Raw genomic sequence first — 19,139 nt, 5'->3', positions numbered from 1 at the left:
TCCTCGATTATTTTTCTTGTGTCTGGTGTTCAGCCGTGTGCTCGTCCGTTGGGCCGCGGGGGGGGCGGCCCGCGCCCGCCCCCCCCCCCCCCCCGGCGCCGGGGTGCTACGCGTCCTCGTCGTTGACCCAGCTCATGAGCTTGCGCAGCTCACGGCCGGTGGTCTCCAGCAGGTGGTCGCTGTCGGCCTTCTTGTACTCGTTGTACTTGGGCAGACCGTTGTGGTACTCGGCCATCCAGTTCTTGGCGAAGGTGCCGTCCTGGATCTCGGCGAGGACCTTCTTCATCTCGGCCTTGGTCGCGTCCGTGATGATCCGCGGGCCGGTGACGTAGTCGCCCCACTCGGCGGTCTCCGAGATGGACCAGCGCATCTTCTCCAGGCCGCCCTCGTACATGAGGTCGACGATGAGCTTCAGCTCGTGCAGGCACTCGAAGTAGGCGATCTCCGGCTGGTAGCCGGCCTCGGTCAGGGTCTCGAAACCGGCCTTGACCAGGGCGGCGGTGCCACCGCAGAGGACGGCCTGCTCGCCGAAGAGGTCGGTCTCGGTCTCCTCGGTGAAGGTCGTCTTGATGACGCCGGCGCGGGTGCCGCCGATGCCCTTGGCGTACGACAGGGCGAGCGCCAGGCCGTTGCCCGAGGCGTCCTGCTCGACGGCCACGATGCACGGGACGCCGCGGCCCTCCTCGTACTGGCGGCGGACCAGGTGGCCCGGGCCCTTCGGGGCCACCATGCAGACGTCGACGTTGGCCGGCGGCTTGATGAAGTCGAAGCGGATGTTCAGGCCGTGGCCGAAGAACAGCGCGTCGCCGTCCTTGAGGTTGTCCTTGATGGACTCCTCGTAGACCTGGGCCTGGATCGGGTCCGGGACGAGGATCATGATGACGTCGGCCTCGGCGGCGGCCTCGGACGGGGTCACCACGCGCAGGCCCTGCTCCTCGGCCTTGGCCTTGGACTTGGAACCCTCGTGCAGACCGACACGGACGTCGACACCCGAGTCACGCAGCGACAGCGCGTGGGCGTGGCCCTGGCTGCCGTAGCCGATGACCGCGACCTTGCGGCCCTGGATGATGGACAGGTCGGCATCGTCGTCGTAGAACAGCTCGGCCACTGGGTCTTCTCCTTGGTGTGCAGGTGTTGCGTCCCACCGTACGGCGGGTGCGTCGGTTACGTTTCCGGGTCTCGCCGTACCAGCGGGACGGCGGGCCCCCGATGTTTTTACGCCGTGCGGTCGAGGGCGCGCAGGGAGCGGTCGGTGATCGAGCGCGCGCCACGTCCTATGGCGATGGTGCCGGACTGGACGAGCTCCTTGATGCCGTACTGTTCCAGCATCTTGAGCATCGCCTCCAGCTTGTCGGCGCCGCCGGTCGCCTCGATCGTGACGGCCTCGGGCGAGACGTCGACGGTCTTGGCGCGGAACAGCTGGACGATCTCGACGATCTGGGAGCGGGTCTCGTTGTCCGCGCGGACCTTCACCAGGACGAGCTCCCGCTGGATCGCAGCGGCCGGCTCGAGTTCGACGATCTTCAGGACGTTGACCAGCTTGTTGAGCTGCTTGGTCACCTGCTCCAGGGGCAGGTCCTCGACACTCACGACAATGGTGATGCGGGAGATGTCGGGATGTTCGGTGGTGCCGACCGCGAGCGAGTCGATGTTGAAGCCGCGGCGGGAGAACAGGGCGGTGATCCGGGCCAGGACACCCGGCTTGTTCTCGACCAGGACGGAGAGCGTGTGCTTGGTGGACATGGAAGTCGGTCTCTCTCTGTCTCTCAGTCGTCTTCGTTGTCGCCGAAGTCGGGGCGGACGCCGCGGGCGGCCATGACCTCGTCGTTGGAGGTGCCGGCGGCGACCATCGGCCACACCATGGCGTCCTCGTGGACGATGAAGTCGATGACGACCGGGCGGTCGTTGATCGCGTTGGCCTCGGCGATGACCTTGTCCAGGTCGGCCGGGTCCTCGCAGCGGAGCGCGTAGCAGCCCATGGCCTCGGAGAGCTTCACGAAGTCGGGCACCCGGGTGCCCTTCGCCGCGTTGCCTTCCGTGTCGGCGCCGGAGTGCAGCACGGTGTTGGAGTACCGCTGGTTGTAGAACAGGGTCTGCCACTGGCGGACCATCCCGAGGGCGCCGTTGTTGATGATGGCGATCTTGACCGGGATGTTGTTCAGGGCGCAGGTGGTGAGCTCCTGGTTGGTCATCTGGAAGCAGCCGTCGCCGTCGATCGCCCAGACCGTGCGGTCCGGCATGCCGGCCTTGGCGCCCATCGCGGCGGGGACCGCGTAGCCCATCGTCCCGGCGCCGCCCGAGTTCAGCCAGGTGGCGGGCCGCTCGTACTGGATGAAGTGCGAGGCCCACATCTGGTGCTGGCCGACGCCCGCGGCGAAGATCGTGTCCGGCGGGGCGAGCTCGCCGATGCGCTGGATGACCTGCTGCGGCGAGAGGCTGCCGTCCTCCGGCAGGTCGTAGCCGAGCGGATAGGTCTCGCGCCAGCGGTTGAGGTCCTTCCACCAGGCACTGTAGTCGCCGGTGTTGCCCTCGGTGTGCTCGGCCTGGACGGCCTGGACGAGGTCGGCGATGACCTCGCGGGCGTCCCCGACGATCGGGACGTCGGCCGCGCGGTTCTTGCCGATCTCCGCCGGGTCGATGTCCGCGTGGACGATCTTGGCGTACGGGGCGAAGCTGTCCAGCCTGCCGGTGACGCGGTCGTCGAAGCGGGCGCCGAGCGCGACGATCAGGTCGGCCTTCTGCAGCGCGGTGACGGCGGTGACCGAACCGTGCATACCGGGCATTCCCACGTGCAGCGGGTGGCTGTCGGGGAAGGAGCCGAGCGCCATCAGGGTGGTGGTGACGGGCGCTCCGGTCAGCTCGGCCAGCACCTTGAGTTCGGCGGTGGCCCCGGCCTTCATGACGCCGCCGCCCACGTAGAGCACCGGGCGCTTGGCCTGGGTGATGAGCTTGGCGGCCTCGCGGATCTGCTTGGCGTGCGGCTTGGTCACCGGGCGGTAGCCGGGCAGGTCCATGACCGGCGGCCAGCTGAAGGTGGTCTTCGCCTGGAGCGCGTCCTTGGCGATGTCGACGAGGACCGGGCCGGGACGGCCGGTGGAGGCGATGTGGAAGGCCTCGGCGATCGTGTGCGCGATGTCCTCGGCGCGGGTGACCAGGAAGTTGTGCTTCGTGATCGGCATGGTGATGCCGCAGATGTCGGCTTCCTGGAAGGCGTCCGTACCGATGGCGTTGGAGGCCACCTGGCCGGTGATCGCGACCATGGGCACGGAGTCCATGGCGGCGTCGGCGATCGGCGTGACGAGGTTGGTGGCGCCGGGCCCCGAGGTGACCATGCAGACACCGACCTTGCCGGTGGCCTGCGCGTAGCCGGTGGCCGCGTGGCCCGCGCCCTGCTCGTGGCGGACCAGGATGTGGCGGACCCGGGTGGAGTCCATCAGCGGGTCGTACGCCGGGAGGATGCAGCCGCCGGGGAGGCCGAATACCGTGTCGGCCCCGACTTCCTCGAGAGAGCGGATGAGGGACTGCGCGCCCGTGAGGTGCTCAACGGAGGCGGAGGACGGTCCGCCGTTACGGGCCCGCGGCTGGGGATGGTGGGCCCCGGTGGCCTGCTCGGTCATCGGCATTCTCTTCTCGAAGCTGAGGTTTTTGCGAGTGTTTTACGACGTTTTGCCTGATCCGGTGCAACAAAAAACCCCTCGTGCCGTGAGGCAAGCGAGGGGAGCGCGCCGGTGCGGTCCGCAGGGTGTCATGGAGGGACCCTGCTTCAGCCGACGCGCTTTCCAAGTACGAGAATTCGGGTGCGCATGGCATTGACCCTCTCTCCGACGCCCGCGAGATGTCAAGTGGGTGGGACGGGCGTCTCACCATGTGATCCCGTCAGGGACGGGACCGAGCCGCCCGCCAGAGCCGGCTGCGCGGGCACACCGCCGGGCACCGGAAACGTACCGCGGACCAGGGCGCGACGCAGCCGGTATTCGTCGAGCGGTCCGGAGAAAGCCATGCCCTGGGCGTGCGTACACCCCATGGCGCGCAGGGCGAGGACCTGCTCCGGGACGTCGACGCCGTCGGCCACGGACTGCAGGCCGAGATCGCAGGCGATCCGCAGCAGGCCGCTGGTGATCTTGTGCAGCCGGGCGGACTCGACGACGCCCTCGACCAGGCCGCGGTCCAGCTTCAGCACGTCGATGGGCAGCCGGCGCAGGGCGTTGATCGCGGCGTAGCCGCTGCCGAAGCCGTCGAGCGCGATCCGCACGCCCAGGCGGCGCAGGGCGGCCAGGCGCTGCTCCAGGTCCTCGAAGGGGACCCGTGGATCACTGTCCGCGATCTCGATCATGAGCGCCCCGGAGGGCAGCCCGTACCGCGTGAGCAGCGCCTCGACGGAGCCGGCCGGGAAGGCCCGGTCGAGCAGCCTGCGGGCCGGGAGACGGACGGCCACCGAGACCTGGTGGCCCGCCCTGGACCGGTCGGCGGCCTGCTCGATCGCCTCTTCGAGGAGCCAGCGGCCGAGCTCGGCGGTGCGGTCGCCGTCCTCGGAGATCCGGAGGAACTCGGCGGGCGTGAACAGGATGCCCTGGGCGGAGCGCCAGCGGGCCTGGGCGGCGACGGCCGCGACCGCGCCGGTGGCCAGGTGGACGACGGGCTGGTGGAGCAGCGCGAACTCGCCGTCGCGCAGGGCGCCGCGCAGCCGGGTCGCCAGCTCGGTGCGGCGCACCACGTCGGCCTGCATCTGCGGGGCGTACAGCTGGACGCGGTTCTTGCCGCCGGCCTTGGCGCGGTACATCGCCAGGTCCGCGTTGCGCATGAGGTCGTTGGGGGTGATGCCGGGCTCGGCGAAGGCGACGCCGATGGAGGCGGTGACCCGGACCTCGCCGGCCCCGATGCGGTACGGCTCGGAGAGCGTGAGGCGCAGCCGGTCGGCGATCTCGTGGACCTGGCACTCGCGGGCGTCCTGCTCGCGGCCGGCGTCGCCGACGATGAGGGCGGCGAACTCGTCGCCCCCGAGGCGGGCGGCGGTGTCCCCGGCCCGGACGGACTCCTGGAGGCGGCGGGCGGCCTGGATGAGCAGCTCGTCGCCCGCCTGGTGGCCGAGCCGGTCGTTGGCCGCCTTGAAGCCGTCCAGGTCGATGAAGAGGACGGCGGTGCCCGCGTCCCCGGCCCGGCGTCCGCCGAGCGCCTGGCGGACCCGGGAGGTGAACAGGGCCCGGTTGGGCAGGTCGGTGAGCGGGTCGTGCTCGGCGTTGTGCTGCAACTGGGCCTGGAGGCGGACTCGTTCGGTGACGTCCCGGCTGTTGAGGATCAGGCCGCCCTGGTGGCGGTTGACGGTGGACTCGACGTTGAGCCAGTCGCCGGAGCCGGAGCGGAAGCGGCACTCGATGCGGGTGGCGGCCTCCTCGCCGGGCGGGGCGGCCAGGAACCGGCGCACCTCGTGGACCACCCGGCCGAGGTCGTCGGGGTGGATGATCGAGGACAGCTCGGCGCCGACCAGTTCGTCCGGGTCGCGCCCGTAGACGCCGGCCGCGGCGGGGCTGACGTAGCGCAGGACGCCGCTGGGGGCGGCGATCATGATGACGTCGCTGGAACCCTGCACCAGGGAGCGGAAGTGGTTCTCCTTCTGGGCCAGTTCCTGGGTGAGGGCGATGTTGTCGACGAGCATGATGCCCTGCCGGACGACGAGCGCGAGCACCACCGCGCACCCGGTGAGGACGACGACGCGGTCCACCCTGCGGCCCTCGACGACGTTGTACAGGATGCCCAGGGTGCAGACGGCCGCGGCGAGATACGGCGTCAGCGCGGCCAGTGAGCCCGCGATGGGGCGGCTGGTGGTGCGCGGAGTCTCCCCGTCCCCGTCCCGGACGGCGTTGTCCGCCTCGCGCGCGGCGCCCCAGGGGGCGTACGCCAGGAGGAGCGAGCCGGCGAACCAGCCGGCGTCGAGCAACTGGCCGGAGTGGTAGGTCTGACGCAGCAGCGGAGAGGTGAACAGGGCGTCGCACAGGACGGTCAGGGCGAGCGCGGCGATGGCGGTGTTCACCGCGGCGCGGTTGACGCTGGAGCGCCGGAAGTGCAGGGCGAGCACCATCGAGACGAGCACGATGTCCAGCAGCGGATAGGCCAGCGAGAGGGCGGCGCGGGCCACGCCCTCGCCCCCGGTGTCCGCCACCTGCGCGGTGTGGGCGAGCGCGAGGCTCCAGGACAGGGTGAGGAGCGAGCCGCCGATCAGCCAGGAGTCGAGGGCCAGGCAGACCCAGCCGGCGCGGGTGACGGGCCTCTTGGCGAGGACGAGGAGCCCGACGATGGCGGGTGGCGCGAAGCAGACGAAGAAGAGGTCGGCGAGGGACGGGCTGGGGACCTGGACGCCGCGCACGCACTCGTACCAGCCCCATACCGCGTTGCCGGCCGAGGCCATCAGCGAGGAGAGCGAGAACAGCAGCCAGGCCGGGCGGAACCGGAGGTCGGCGGCGCGGGCGAAGAGGAAGCAGGAGACGGCGGCGGCGAGGGCGGCGGCGCTGAGGCCGAAGTCCCCCATGAACAGGGCCACCCGGGGCGAGCCCCAGCCGGTGGCCGCGCCCACGGCGTATCCGCCGCAGACGAGGCCGAGGACGAGGTGCGGGAGCAGCGTGGAGGCGCGGCCCGCCCTGGACTGCCGGGCGAGGAGCGCTCCGCGGGTGCTCACCGGGGCGCTCACCGCGGTCCTCCCGCGGCCCCCGGCCGGCCGCGGCGCCGGCCCACCGGGCCTTCCGCCGGCCGCCGCCCGCCCTGCTGTGTCCGGTCGTTCGCCCATAGGCCGTCCATCGCCCGTAGCCCCCTCGCGTGTGGCTGGCTCCCCGGCGCCGTCCCTGCCACGGCGCAGCACCCCTTTCGGGACGATACACCAGACTCGTCACTCAGGGACATAGCCTCTCTACTCTCCGTGACCAAGTGGGGTGTCGCGGCCACGGAGGGGAGCCGGACGCGCTCGTTGCGTGGTCAGGCGGTGACGCGTACGACGTTCTCCAGCGGTCGCCCCGCCGCGAAGCGGGTGAGCTGTCCGGCGATCAGCCGCTCGGCGCGCGGCAGGAACGCCGAGGTGCTGCCGCCCACGTGCGGGGTGATGAGGACGTTCGGAGCATGCCAGAGAGGATGGCCGGAAGGCAGCGGTTCCGGGTCGGTGACGTCGAGGGCGGCGCGCAGCCGGCCGGACTCGAGTTCGGACAACAGGGCCTTGGTGTCGACGACCGGGCCCCGTGCGACGTTGACCAGGAGCGCCCCGTCCCGCATCGCCGCGAGGAAGTCCGCGCCCACCAGGCCCTGTGTGGAGGGGTTCAACGGGGTGGACAGGATGACCACGTCGGCCTCGGGCAGCAGGGCGGGCAGGTCGTCGAGCGTGTGTACGGGGCCGCGTGCGGTTGTCCGCGCGGAGCGTGCGACGCGTACGACCCGCGCGCACTCGAACGGCGCGAGCCGGTCCTCGATGGCCGAGCCGATCGATCCGTAGCCCACGATCAGCACGGACTTGTCGGCGAGCGCCGGGTAGAAGCCGGACCGCCACTCCTCCTGGTCCTGGCCGCGCACGAAGCCGGGGAACCCGCGCAGCGAGGCCAGGACCAGCGCGAGGGTCAGCTCGGCGGTGGACGCCTCGTGGACGCCCTTGGCGTTGCACAGCCGTACCCCGGCGGGCAGTGCGGCGAGGCCCGGCTCGACGTGGTCGATGCCCGCCGACAGCGTCTGCACGACCTGGACCCGGCTCATCCTTGCGAGCGGCCGGACCGCGACCTCCGGGCCCTTCATGTAGGGGACGACGTAGTAGGCGCAGTCGGCGGGATCGGCCGGGAAGTCCTGCGCGCCGTCCCAGAAGCGGTAGGTCAGGCCCTCGGGAAGTCCTTCGATCTCCTCGGCGGGGAACGGCAGCCAGACCTCGGGGGCGGGGGCGGAGTGCGTGGTGGAAGTCATGGTCAGGAGGCTATGCGAAGCCCTCGGGGGCGCAGAGGTTAGGTTGTTGTGGGGTGCGAGGGAAGGTTCGGGGAGTTGGAGCGCAGGAGTCTCGGTGCGGCGGCGCTCGCCGTGGGCGCGGTCGGTCTCGGCTGCATGCCGATGAGCTGGGCGTACAGCGCCTCCCAGCAGCGGGGCGACCGTGCGCTGCGGACGGTGCACGCGGCGCTCGACGCGGGCGTCGACCTGCTCGACACCGCCGACATGTACGGACCTTTCACCAACGAGCTGCTGGTGGGGCGGGCGTTGAAGGGGCGCCGGGCGAAGGCGTTCGTGTCCACCAAGTGCGGGCTCCTGGTGGGTGATCAGCACATCGTGGCCAACGGCAGGCCCGGTTATGTGCGGCGGGCCTGCGACGCCTCGCTGCGGCGGCTGCAGACCGATGTGATCGACCTGTACCAACTGCACCGCGCCGACCCCGAGGTGCCCGTCGAGGAGACGTGGGGCGCGATGGCGGAGCTGGTGGGCGCGGGGAAGGTCCGGGCGCTGGGGCTGTGCGCGGTCGGGGCGCGGGCGTCGCGGCGGCCGGGTGCGCGGATGCACGACGGTACGATCCGGCAGCTGGAACGGGTCCAGCAGGTGTTCCCGGTCAGCGCGGTGCAGGCGGAGCTGTCCGTGTGGTCGCCGCAGGCGCTGGAGTCGCTGCTGCCGTGGTGCGCGGCCCGGGGTGTGGGTTTCCTGGCCGCGATGCCGCTGGGCAACGGCTTCCTGACGGGGACGCTGACGCCTGGTCAGGGGTTCGAGCCGGAGGACCTGCGGGCCAGGCATCCGCGGTTCACGGCCGAGATGATGGCGGCGAACCAGCCGTTGGTGGTGGGGCTGCGCCGGGTCGCCGAGCGGCACGGGGCGACGCCCGCGCAGGTGGCCCTGGCCTGGGTGCTGCACCAGGGGCCGCAGGTGGTGCCGGTGCCCGGCACCAAACGGGAGCACTGGGCCGTGGAGAACGCCGGGGCGGCCGGGCTGAGCCTGACGGCGCGTGACCTGGCGGAGATCGACCGGCTGCCCGCGGCGCGCGAGTCCTGGGACTGATCGCCGATCGGAAAAGTGCCCCGGCCCGGGGCGGGCTCGGTGTAAGAACAGGGGACAGGCGGCTGGGAAGGGATCGGTGCGGTGGTCGGATCAGTGCAGGGGCCGGTGGGTCGGACAGGACCCGGCGGGGGCGGTCGCGGGGCGCGGCGGGGCGCGGTGGCCGTGCTGGCGGCCGGCGCCCTGCTGCTCTCCGCGGGGTGCACCTCGCAGGAGGGCGTGGGGAGTTCGGCGGGCCGGGGCGCGAGTTCACCGGCGCACTCCCCCTCGGCGCCGCCCGGCGCGTCCGCCTCCCCGTCGCCGTCCGTCTCGCGCCCCCCGGCCGGCCGGCCACCGGCCAAGGGCTCGGCGAAGGTGGTGTCGACGCTCACCGAGGGGCTGAACTCCCCCTGGGGGCTGGCGGCGCTGCCCGGCGGCGACCTCCTGGTGGGCTCCCGGGACAAGGGGACGATCACCCGGATCGACGCGGAGACCGGCGAGAAGGAGCTCCTCGGCACGGTCCCCGGCGTCGCCCCGGCCGGTGAGGGCGGGCTGCTGGGCCTCGCCGTCTCCCCCGACTTCGGCTCGGACCACCTGGTGTACGCGTACTTCACCACCGCGTCGGACAACCGCATCGCCCGCATGATCTACGACGAGAACGGCTCCACGCCCGGCCAGTCGCTCGGCGCCCCCGACACGATCCTGCGCGGCATCCCCAAGGGCTCGATCCACAACGGCGGCCGGATCGCCTTCGGTCCCGACCGCGCGCTGTACGCGGGCACGGGCGAGACCGGCGACGACGAGCGCGCCCAGGACAAGGAGTCGCTGGCCGGCAAGATCCTGCGGATGACGCCCGACGGCGAGCCGCTGCACGGCAACCCGGAGGCCGACTCCGTGGTGTATTCGTACGGGCACCGCAATGTGCAGGGGCTCGCCTGGGACGCGGAGAAGCGGCTGTGGGCCTCCGAGTTCGGCCAGGACACCTGGGACGAGCTGAACCTGATCGAGCCGGGCGGCAACTACGGCTGGCCGGACGTCGAGGGCACCGCGGACCAGGAGGGCTTCCGGGACCCGGTCGCCCGGTGGAAGACCTCCGAGGCGTCACCGAGCGGCATCGCCTACGTCAAGGGCTCCCTCTGGATGGCCGGCCTGCGGGGCGAACGGCTGTGGCGGATCCCGCTGTCCCGTGAGGGCGGGGCGGCGAAGGAGCCCCTGGCGGACCCGCAGGCGTTCCTGGAGGGCGAGTACGGGCGGCTGCGCACGGTGCTGGCGGCGGGCGGCGACCGGCTCTGGCTCGTCACGAGCGAGACGGACGGCCGGGGGACCCCGAAGTCGGGGGACGACAGGATCCTGCTGGTGCAGGTGCGGTAGGCCGGCTGCGGCGGCCTCGCCCCGCCGCAGCCCTCCAGGACGGGGCGGGGCACCGGGCGTGTTCCGTGTCCGTGGCGTACGGGAGCCCTGGGTCCGGGCCCACGCCCCCGCGCAGGTCCGGCGAACCCCCGGCCCTGCCCGGGGGCGTGGGCCCGGGGCCCGTGACCGTCCTATCCGGCCGTCGCCGTGGGCAGGGCCACGATGAGGTCGAAGTACATGGCCACGGAGATCAGTACGCCGAGTGCGCCGAGGGCGATGCCTCCCCGGGCCACCGCGCGGACCCAGCCGGCCTGCGGCTGCCGGGCCGGGGCGCCGAACGCGGGCCGGACCAGGACGTAGCAGCCGACCAGCAGGGCGAGCAGGCCGAAGAGGCCGTTGACCAGGGCGGTGGCGTGCCAGGCGTCGCCGTATATCTCGTTGATCTGCTGGGCCGCCGAGCCGCCGGACGAGGTCTTGATCTGGCCGATCAGGGTCTCGCGCTCGGCGGCGATCCGGCCGCTCCAGGCGCCGGTGAGCGCGACGACGCCGAGACCGGCGGAGACGACGGCCGCGGAGGCTGCGGCGAGCCGTCCGGAGGACTCCTCGTCGGCGTCGGTGCCGTCCTCGGCGTCCTCGGCCTCGAAGGCGTCCGGGTCCGTCACGGCCCCCCGGCCCGTCTCGTCCTGGTCCTGGTCCTGGTGTTCCGTCTTCTCCGCGGTGGTGGGGCCGGGCGTGCCGGTCGTCTGCTCGCCGTCGGCGACGGCGGCTTCGGGCGTCGTGGGGTTCATGGGGCGCACGCTAGGTGCCGCGGATGAGAGGCCCCTTAACGCCCGCCGTCAGCCCCGCGCACGGTCAGTGGACGCGCTCGGCCGGCTCCTCCTCGTACGTCCGCACCCCCGGCACCGGCACCCGCGCCACCGGGCGGTCCGGCGGTTCGATGCTCAGGCGGGGCAGCCGGCGCTCCAGCCAGCCGGGCAGCCACCAGTTGGCGCCGCCCAGCAGGTGCATCAGGGCCGGGACGAGCAGGGTGCGCAGCACGAAGGCGTCCAGGGCCACGGCCGCCGCCAGGGCGATGCCGAACATCGCGATGACGCGGTCGCCGCTGAGGACGAAGGCGAGGAACACCGAGATCATGATCACAGCGGCCGAGTTGATCACCCGGCTGGTCTCGGCGAGGCCCACCCGGACCGCGCGCCGGTTGTCGCGGGTCTCCAGCCACTCCTCGTACATCCGCCCGACCAGGAAGACCTGGTAGTCCATGGAGAGGCCGAAGAGCACGGAGACCATGATCACGGGGAGGAAGGGTTCGACGGGGCCGGCGCTGCCCAGGCCGAGCAGTTCGCTGCCCCAGCCCCACTGGAAGACCGCGACGACCACGCCGAAGGACGAGGCGACCGCCGCGACGTTCATCGCCGCCGCCTTCAGCGGGATGCCGACGGACCGGAAGGCCATCAGCAGGAGCAGGCAGCCGAACCCCATGACGACCCCGATGAACAGCGGCAGCTTGCCGATGATGATCCGCGCGAAGTCGTCGTAACCGGCCGTCACCCCGCCCACGTGGGTCTCCAGCGAGGTGTTGTCGGCCGCCTTCGGCAGCACGTCCGTACGCAGCCGCTCGACGAGTTCGCCGGTCGCGCGGGACTGCGGGGAGGAGTCGGGGACGACGGTGACGTACGCGGTGTCGCCACCGGCGTTGTACGTGACCGGGTGGACCCGGGCCACCCCGTCGACCGCGCGCAGGGTGGCGGGCAGGGCGTCCATCGCGAGCCGGTCGTCGGCGCCGTCCAGGTGCGCGGCGACGGTCAGCGGGCCGTTGACGCCGGGGCCGAAGCCGTCGGCGAGCAGGTCGTACGCCTGCCGGGTGGTGGAGGACTCCGCGTTGTTGCCCTGGTCGGAGCTGCCGAGGTGGAGGGAGAAGGTGGGCAGCGCGAGGACCAGCATCACCACGGCGGCGAGAGCGCCCAGCGGCTTCGGGTGCCGTTCGACGAAGGCGGACCAGCGGGCGGCGAAGCCGGTGGGGAGCTCGGGCTGCGGGCCGTGCGCGGCCAGCCGGGCGCGCTCGCGCCGGCTCAGCGCCCGCGGGCCGATGAGCGACAGCAGGGCCGGCAGCAGGGTCACCGAGGCGGCCACGGTCAGGACGACGGTGAGCGAGGCCGCGAGGGCCACGCCGTCGAGGAAGTCCAGCCGCAGGATCAGCATGCCGAGCAGCGCGATGCAGACGGTGGCCCCGGCGAAGACGACGGCCCGCCCGGTCGTCGCCACCGCGTGCTGCGCGGCCTCGGGCACGGTCATGCCGCGCCGCAGCCCTCCGCGGTGCCGGGTGACGATGAACAGGGCGTAGTCGATGCCCACCCCGAGCCCTATCAGCATGCCGAGCATGGGCGCGAAATCGGCGACGGTCATCAGGTGCCCGAGCAGCACGGTGCCCGCGTACGCCGTGCCGACCGAGACGAGCGCGGTGGCGATGGGCAGCATGCTCGCGGCGAGCGAGCCGAAGGCGAGGAAGAGCACGACGGCCGCGACGGCGACCCCGATGACCTCGCTGAGGTGCGCGGCGGGCGCCTCGGTGAGCGCGACGGCCGAGCCGCCCAGCTCGACGCGCAGGTGCGGGCTCCCGGCCGCCTTCGCGGTGTCCACGACCGCCTGCGCCTGCGCCACGGGGATGTCGTCGGCGCGCTCGTCGAAGGTGACGGTGGCGTACGCGGTGTGCCCGTCGGCGCTGATCTGCGCGGCCCCGGTCTCCGCGTACGGCCCGTCGACGGCCCCGACCCCGGGCAGCCGCTCCACGGCGTGCAGGGTGCGGGTCATCTTCTGCTCGACGTCGGTGGCCCGCACCGTGGAGTCCTCGGCGTGCCAGACGATGGTGTCGGTGTCGCCGCCGAGGTCGGTGAAACCGCTCTTCAGCAGTTCGGCGGCCCGGCCGGACTCGGTGCCGGGCACCTCGTAGTCGTGGGAGTAGGCGGACCCCGCGAACCCCGCGGCGGCGGCCGTGCCCCCGAGGGCGAGCAGCCAGATCAATACGGCGACGAGGCGGTGCGTGACGCACCAGCGGGCGATGGCAGCCAAGGGACGTGCTCCCTGCGGGTTCGTGGACCTTTACCCGCAGATGATGCGATCTGCCCGTAAACGTCTCAGGACCTGAGAACGCCACTCTGACAGCAGAAGGTGATCATTTGTCCCTTTCGTGGCCATGGTCACAGGACCCGATCCCCAGGTGCACCGGGATGGATCAGGCCCTGCGACCGTCGGGGCCGGTCAGCCGGAGACGCTCGCCCGGCCGTTCTCCATGTGCCCCATGAGGCGTCGCCTGAAGCCGCTCTCGCCCTCGGCCGTGACGGCCAGGTCGTACCAGCCGTGGGCGTCGGCCGCCGAGTGCACGACCGTACGGCTGCGGCCCGGCTTGACGGTGACACGGCGGGTCCAGTTCCTCAGGTCTGCCTCGTCGACGTAACCGAGGGGCCGCACCAGGAAGGTCAGGGTCGTACGGCCGGTGTTGCGCAGGGTGAGGTGGAGATCGCGGTCGCGGTCGTCGATGCGGGTGGTGACCTCCGCCCCGCCGTCGGCCGGTCCCTCGAACTCGCGCCGGAACCCGTTCGGCCCGGTGACCGTGAAGCGGTACGCCTCCCCCGTCGACGGGACGGTCCAGTGCCCGTCGTCCCGGATGTCTTGGTGCTGCGGAGCCGGGAACTCACCCGCGTACGGGTACAGCGCGAAGTGCGCCGAGGCCTTGCCGTCGTTGCGGAGCTCCACCCGCAGACCGCCGTCCGTCCGCCGGACGTGGGCGTCGGGCTGGTAGGGCAGCGCGCGCGCCGGGCGGGTGCCGGGCTCCTGCTCGGGCAGGCGCTGGACGGCGGGCGGCTTCGGCTGCCAGCGGCCGCTGAGCGGCGGGATCACCCCGGGCCGCTCCACGGCCGGCTGCCGCCGGGGCCGGGTGAAGTCGAAGGCGGAGGTGAGGTCACCGGTGACGCGTCGCCGCCACTCGCCGATGTTGGGCTCCTTCACACCGGTCCAGCGCTCCAGGAAGCGGATGACGGAGGTGTGGTCGAAGACCTCGGAGCAGACGTAGCCGCCCACGGTCCACGGCGAGACGACGAGCAGCGGCACCCGGATGCCGAGCCCGGTGGGACGGCCCTCCCACTGCTCGTCGGTCACCTCGGGAGGTGCGACGGGCGGCGGGACGTGGTCGAAGAAGCCGTCGTTCTCGTCGTAGTTGATCAGCACGGCGGTGTGCCGCCACACGTCCGGGTGCTTGCCGAGCGCGTCGAGGACCTTGTAGACGACGGTGGCGCTGTGCACCGGCGAGGAGACGCTCGGGTGCTCGGAGTCGATCGCCGAGGGGACCAGGTAGGAGACCTCGGGCAGCGTTCCGGCCGCCACGTCCTTGGCGAACTCCTCGGCCAGCGTCCCGGTCGGAACCCGGCGCAGCGCCCGCTCGAACAGGCTGCGCTCCTGGCGGGTGAGCGTGGCCACGCCCTCCTCCAGGAGGCCGAGCAGCCGCTCCCGTTCGGCCTCGGACGCGCCCCGGACCTCCGCGTAGAAGGACTCCATGTAGGTGTGGCCGCCGGTCCTCGCCAGCGCCTTGCGGGCGACGGCCTTGAAGGTGGCGTAGAACTCGATCTGGTTGTCGGTGAAGTTCTCCCACTCGGTGTACGTACGCCAGCTGCGCCCGGCCTTCTCCAGCCGTTCGGCATAGGTCGACCAGTCGTAGCCGGGGTGCGTGCCCTCGTCGTACGCGTCGTTGCCGACGGCCCGCTTCCCGTTCGGCTCGAAGCCGGTTTTCCCGCTCCACAGATGGTTGCGGTTGGGGCTGGTGGAGCTGTGGATCGAGGAGTGGTAGGCGTCGCAGACGGTGAAGGTGTCGGCCAGCTCGTAGTGCAGCGGGATGTCACGGCGGTCGTAGTACGCCATCGTGGCCGCGGTCTTCGCGCTGATCCAGCCGTTCATCCAGCCGCCGCCCCAGGCCTTCGCGCCGCCGTTCCAGGAGTGGTCGAGGGCGCCGATGTACTGGAGGTCCTTCTTCTGCTCCTCGGCCGCCCCGCGCACCGGGAAGGGCAGCACGGTGGAGCCGGCCGCGCCGGGCTGCTCGAACACCGTCCCGCCGGTGGGCAGTTCGATGGCGTTGCGGTCACCGAAGCCGCGTACGCCGCGCAGGGTGCCGAAGTAGTGATCGAAGGAACGATTCTCCTGCATCAGGATCACCACGTGCCTGATGTCCCCCAGCCCTCCGCCGCCCGGCCCGGCGTGGGCGGGCTGCGCGGCGATGGCGGCCTGGAGCGACGGCGGCAGGAACGATCCCGCCGCAGCGGCGCCGAGCGCGCCGCCGCCCAGCGCGAAGAGCCGTCGCCGTGACATGTCCGTGGTCAAAAGAGCCTCCCCATTCCGGTGGTTACAGCCGCGAAACTATGCAGGCCGGGTGGCGCGGGGAAGGACTGCGCGCGACCCGGCGGTGAACGTCCAACAGGTCGGGCCGAAAGTCCAAACGGCGTCCGTACGCGCGAGGGGCGGTGCGCCCGGTGCAGACCGGACCCACCGCCCCAGGCGTACGGAAAGGGCTCAGCCCTCGACGCCGAGCTTCTCCAGGATCAGCTCGCGCACCCGGGCCGCGTCGGCCTGGCCGCGGGTGGCCTTCATGACCGCACCCACCAGGGCACCGGCCGCCGCGACCTTGCCGCCGCGGATCTTGTCCGCGATGGCGGCGTTGCCCGCGATGGCCTCGTCCACGGCGGTGGACAGCGCGCCCTCGTCGGAGACGACCTTCAGACCGCGCTTCTCGACGACGGTGTCCGGGTCGCCCTCGCCGGCGAGCACGCCCTCCAGGACCTGGCGGGCCAGCTTGTCGTTGAGGTCGCCCGCGGCGACGAGCTCGGCGACCCGGGCGACCTCCGCCGGGGTGACGGGCAGCTCGTCGAGGCCGCGGCCGGTCTCGTTGGCGTTGCGGGCCAGCTCGCCCATCCACCACTTGCGGGCCTGGTCCGACGGGGCGCCCGCCTCGATCGTGGCCACGATCAGGTCGACCGCGCCCGCGTTGAGGATGGACTGCATGTCGTGCTCGGAGACGCCCCACTCCTCCTTGAGCCGGGCGCGGCGCAGCCGCGGCAGCTCGGGAAGGCCCTTGCGGAGCTCCTCGACCCACTCCCGGGCCGGGGCGACCGGCACCAGGTCGGGCTCGGGGAAGTAGCGGTAGTCCTCGGCGTTGTCCTTGATGCGGCCGGCCGTGGTGGAGCCGTCCTCCTCGTGGAAGTGCCGGGTCTCCTGGACGACCGTGCCGCCGGAGTTCAGCACCGCGGCGTGGCGCTGGATCTCGAAGCGCGCGGCCCGCTCGACGGAGCGCAGCGAGTTCACGTTCTTCGTCTCGGAGCGGGTACCGAACTTCTCGGTGCCGTTCGGGCGCAGCGACAGGTTGACGTCGCAGCGCATCTGGCCCATCTCCATGCGGGCCTCGGAGACGCCGAGCGCCTTGATGAGCTCGCGCAGCTCGGCGACGTACGCCTTGGCGACCTCGGGGGCCCGGGCGCCCGCTCCCTCGATCGGCTTGGTGACGATCTCGATGAGCGGGATGCCCGCGCGGTTGTAGTCGAGCAGGGAGTGGGACGCGCCGTGGATACGGCCGGTGGCGCCGCCGACGTGCGTCGACTTGCCGGTGTCCTCCTCCATGTGGGCGCGTTCGATCTGCACCCGGAAGATCTCGCCGTCCTCCAGCTGGACGTCCAGATAGCCGTTGTAGGCGATCGGCTCGTCGTACTGGGAGGTCTGGAAGTTCTTCGGCATGTCCGGATAGAAGTAGTTCTTCCGGGCGAAGCGGCACCACTCGGCGATCTCGCAGTTCAGCGCGAGACCGATCTTGATCGCGGACTCGACGCCGATCGCGTTGACGACCGGCAGCGCGCCGGGCAGCCCGAGGCAGACCGGGCAGGTCTGCGAGTTGGCGTCCTGCTTCAGCTCGGTGGAGCAGCCGCAGAACATCTTCGTCTTGGTGCCGAGCTCCACATGGACCTCGAGGCCCATGACGGGGTCGTACGTCGCGAGGGCGTCCTCGTACGACTCCAGGTCGATGACAGTCACGGAAAGATTTCCCTCTCAGCCCAGCAGTACGTCGTCGTCGCCGAGACGCTTCAGTTCGCGATAGAGGATCGCGAGGCCGGTCACGATGGCGGCGGCGGACACGGCGGCGTCGATGAGACGCAGCGTGTCGTTGTCCTCGCGTGCGAGCTTCGCCTGCTTGGCGACGCCGAGCACACCGAACGCGGTGCTGCCGATCGATACGTACAGGCCGGTCTTCGACTTCTTGAAGTTCTTGGCCTTCTTGGTCATGGCGCTCATAGCGACGGAGCCTCCTCGATCAGCGGGTGTCCCCACTTTTCCACGAAAGCGGCCTCGACGGCGGCTCCGACCTTGTACAGCCGGTCGTCCTTCATGGCGGGGGCGATGATCTGCAGCCCGACCGGAAGGCCGTCCTCCGGGGCCAGGCCGCAGGGCAGCGACATGGCGGCGTTGCCGGCCAGGTTGGTCGGAATGGTGCACAGGTCGGCCAGGTACATCGCCATCGGGTCGTCGGCGCGCTCGCCGATCGGGAAGGCGGTGGTGGGCGTGGTCGGCGAGACGATCACGTCGACCTGCTCGAACGCCTGCTCGAACTCGCGCGTGATCAGCGTGCGGACCTTCTGCGCCGAGCCGTAGTACGCGTCGTAGTAGCCGGAGCTGAGCGCGTACGTGCCGAGGATGACGCGGCGCTTGACCTCGTCGCCGAAGCCGGCCTCGCGGGTGAGCGCGGTGACGTCCTCGGCGGACTTGGTGCCGTCGTCCCCGACGCGCAGGCCGTAGCGCATGGCGTCGAACCGGGCGAGGTTCGAGGAGCACTCGGACGGGGCGATCAGGTAGTACGCCGAAAGGGCGAGGTCGAAGCTCGGGCAGTCCAGCTCGACGACCGTGGCGCCGAGCGACTTCAGCAGCTCGACCGACTCGTTGAAGCGCTGGACGACACCGGCCTGGTAGCCCTCGCCGGAGAACTGCTTGACGACGCCGACGCGCATGCCCTGTACCGAGCCGTTGCGCGCGGCCTCGACGACCGGCGGGACCGGGGCGTCGATCGACGTCGAGTCCATCGGGTCGTGCCCGGCGATCGCCTCGTGCAGCAGGGCCGCGTCCAGGACCGTGCGGGCGCAGGGGCCGCCCTGGTCGAGCGAGGAGGAGAAGGCGACCATGCCGTAGCGGGAGACCCCGCCGTAGGTGGGCTTGACGCCGACGGTGCCGGTGACGGCGGCGGGCTGGCGGATGGAGCCGCCGGTGTCCGTGCCGATGGCGAGCGGGGCCTCGAAGGAGGCGAGGGCGGCCGAGGAGCCGCCGCCGGAGCCGCCCGGGATGCGGGTGAGGTCCCAGGGGTTGCCGGTGGGGCCGTAGGCGCTGTTCTCGGTGGAGGACCCCATGGCGAACTCGTCCATGTTGGTCTTGCCGAGGATGACGACGTCGGCGGCCCTCAGCTTCTGGGTGAGGGTCGCGTCGTACGGCGGGACCCAGCCCTCGAGGATCTTCGAGCCGACGGTGGTCGGCATGTCCTTCGTGGTGAAGATGTCCTTGAGCGCGAGCGGGACGCCGGCCAGCGGGCCGAGCTTCTCGCCGGCCGCCTTCTTGGCGTCCACGGCGCGGGCCTGGGCGAGCGCGCCCTCGCGGTCGACGTGCAGGAAGGCGTGGACCTTCTCGTCGACGGCGTCGATCCGGGCCAGGTGGGCCTCGGTGACCTCGACGGCCGTGAGCTCGCCGGAGGCGATCTTCGCGGCGATCTCGGCCGCGGTGAGCTTGATGATGCTGCTGATGTCCGTCAT

Annotated in this window: 13 protein-coding genes; 2 read left to right on the top strand and 11 right to left on the bottom strand. The window is 71.7% G+C overall.

Features of this window, described 5'->3' with window-relative positions:
• Positions 1–106: 106 nt before the first annotated feature.
• The 5 genes from ilvC to ABZ564_RS14765 all read right to left on the bottom strand — a co-directional run bounded on the left by ilvC (position 107) and on the right by ABZ564_RS14765 (position 7,926).
• Complete coding sequence (gene ilvC, locus ABZ564_RS14785; RefSeq protein WP_037690024.1) at positions 107–1,108, bottom strand: ketol-acid reductoisomerase; 1,002 nt, start codon at positions 1,106–1,108, stop codon at positions 107–109.
• A gap of 107 nt (positions 1,109–1,215) precedes the next feature.
• Positions 1,216–1,743, bottom strand: a complete 528-nt coding sequence (ilvN, locus tag ABZ564_RS14780) for an acetolactate synthase small subunit (RefSeq protein WP_360855187.1) — start codon at positions 1,741–1,743, stop codon at positions 1,216–1,218.
• 23 nt (positions 1,744–1,766) lie between these two features.
• Positions 1,767–3,623 (bottom strand): acetolactate synthase large subunit, encoded by a 1,857-nt coding sequence (locus ABZ564_RS14775; RefSeq protein ID WP_360855184.1) that lies wholly within the window; start codon positions 3,621–3,623, stop codon positions 1,767–1,769.
• A gap of 215 nt (positions 3,624–3,838) precedes the next feature.
• Positions 3,839–6,670, bottom strand: coding sequence for an EAL domain-containing protein (locus ABZ564_RS14770; protein WP_360855181.1), 2,832 nt, complete (start codon positions 6,668–6,670; stop codon positions 3,839–3,841).
• Between the two features lie 293 nt (positions 6,671–6,963).
• Positions 6,964–7,926 carry a 2-hydroxyacid dehydrogenase gene (locus tag ABZ564_RS14765; protein ID WP_360855178.1) on the bottom strand — a complete coding sequence of 321 codons (963 nt, stop codon included), beginning with the start codon at positions 7,924–7,926 and terminating at the stop codon, positions 6,964–6,966.
• A gap of 75 nt (positions 7,927–8,001) precedes the next feature.
• Here ABZ564_RS14765 and ABZ564_RS14760 point away from each other — a divergent pair, with 75 nt between their 5' ends.
• Together ABZ564_RS14760 and ABZ564_RS14755 are read left to right on the top strand one after the other, a co-directional pair.
• Complete coding sequence (locus tag ABZ564_RS14760) at positions 8,002–8,994, top strand: aldo/keto reductase (protein WP_360855175.1); 993 nt, start codon at positions 8,002–8,004, stop codon at positions 8,992–8,994.
• 156 nt (positions 8,995–9,150) lie between these two features.
• Positions 9,151–10,341, top strand: a complete 1,191-nt coding sequence (locus ABZ564_RS14755) for a PQQ-dependent sugar dehydrogenase (RefSeq protein ID WP_360855172.1) — start codon at positions 9,151–9,153, stop codon at positions 10,339–10,341.
• 170 nt (positions 10,342–10,511) lie between these two features.
• Here ABZ564_RS14755 and ABZ564_RS14750 read toward each other — a convergent pair whose 3' ends face one another.
• The 6 genes from ABZ564_RS14750 to gatA all read right to left on the bottom strand — a co-directional run bounded on the left by ABZ564_RS14750 (position 10,512) and on the right by gatA (position 19,139).
• Complete coding sequence (locus tag ABZ564_RS14750; protein ID WP_360855169.1) at positions 10,512–11,108, bottom strand: hypothetical protein; 597 nt, start codon at positions 11,106–11,108, stop codon at positions 10,512–10,514.
• Between the two features lie 64 nt (positions 11,109–11,172).
• The gene (locus tag ABZ564_RS14745) at positions 11,173–13,386 is read right to left on the bottom strand and encodes an MMPL family transporter (RefSeq protein WP_360855166.1); all 2,214 of its coding nucleotides are present in this window, start codon (positions 13,384–13,386) and stop codon (positions 11,173–11,175) included.
• Between the two features lie 189 nt (positions 13,387–13,575).
• Positions 13,576–15,684 (bottom strand): phosphocholine-specific phospholipase C, encoded by a 2,109-nt coding sequence (locus tag ABZ564_RS14740; protein ID WP_360855163.1) that lies wholly within the window; start codon positions 15,682–15,684, stop codon positions 13,576–13,578.
• A 189-nt stretch (positions 15,685–15,873) separates the two neighbouring features.
• Complete coding sequence (gene gatB / locus ABZ564_RS14735; RefSeq protein WP_360855160.1) at positions 15,874–17,382, bottom strand: Asp-tRNA(Asn)/Glu-tRNA(Gln) amidotransferase subunit GatB; 1,509 nt, start codon at positions 17,380–17,382, stop codon at positions 15,874–15,876.
• Positions 17,383–17,397: 15 nt separating this feature from the next.
• Entirely contained in the window at positions 17,398–17,640 is a 243-nt protein-coding gene (locus tag ABZ564_RS14730) for a hypothetical protein (protein ID WP_360855158.1), read from the bottom strand.
• A complete protein-coding gene (gatA, locus tag ABZ564_RS14725; RefSeq protein ID WP_360855155.1) occupies positions 17,637–19,139 on the bottom strand; it encodes an Asp-tRNA(Asn)/Glu-tRNA(Gln) amidotransferase subunit GatA in 1,503 nt (500 codons plus the stop codon). The genes ABZ564_RS14730 and gatA overlap by 4 nt, the downstream gene beginning before the upstream one ends.

Origin of the sequence: Streptomyces sp. NPDC019224 (assembly GCF_040632605.1) — a bacterium.
In the GTDB taxonomy this organism is placed as follows: Bacteria; Actinomycetota; Actinomycetes; order Streptomycetales; family Streptomycetaceae; genus Streptomyces.
The sequence above is the reverse complement of the archived record's forward strand: the minus strand, read 5'-3'. Positions and strand labels throughout refer to the sequence as shown.

Bases quoted from the DNA above. Each gene is read 5' to 3' on its own strand.
- ilvN (WP_360855187.1), bottom strand. From the start codon at position 1,743: ATGTCCACCAAGCACACGCTCTCCGTCCTGGTCGAGAACAAGCCGGGT.
- ABZ564_RS14775 (WP_360855184.1), bottom strand. From the start codon at position 3,623: ATGCCGATGACCGAGCAGGCCACCGGGGCCCACCATCCCCAGCCGCGG.
- ABZ564_RS14765 (WP_360855178.1), bottom strand. From the start codon at position 7,926: ATGACTTCCACCACGCACTCCGCCCCCGCCCCCGAGGTCTGGCTGCCG.
- ABZ564_RS14750 (WP_360855169.1), bottom strand. From the start codon at position 11,108: ATGAACCCCACGACGCCCGAAGCCGCCGTCGCCGACGGCGAGCAGACG.
- ABZ564_RS14730 (WP_360855158.1), bottom strand. From the start codon at position 17,640: ATGAGCGCCATGACCAAGAAGGCCAAGAACTTCAAGAAGTCGAAGACC.
- gatA (WP_360855155.1), bottom strand. From the start codon at position 19,139: ATGACGGACATCAGCAGCATCATCAAGCTCACCGCGGCCGAGATCGCC.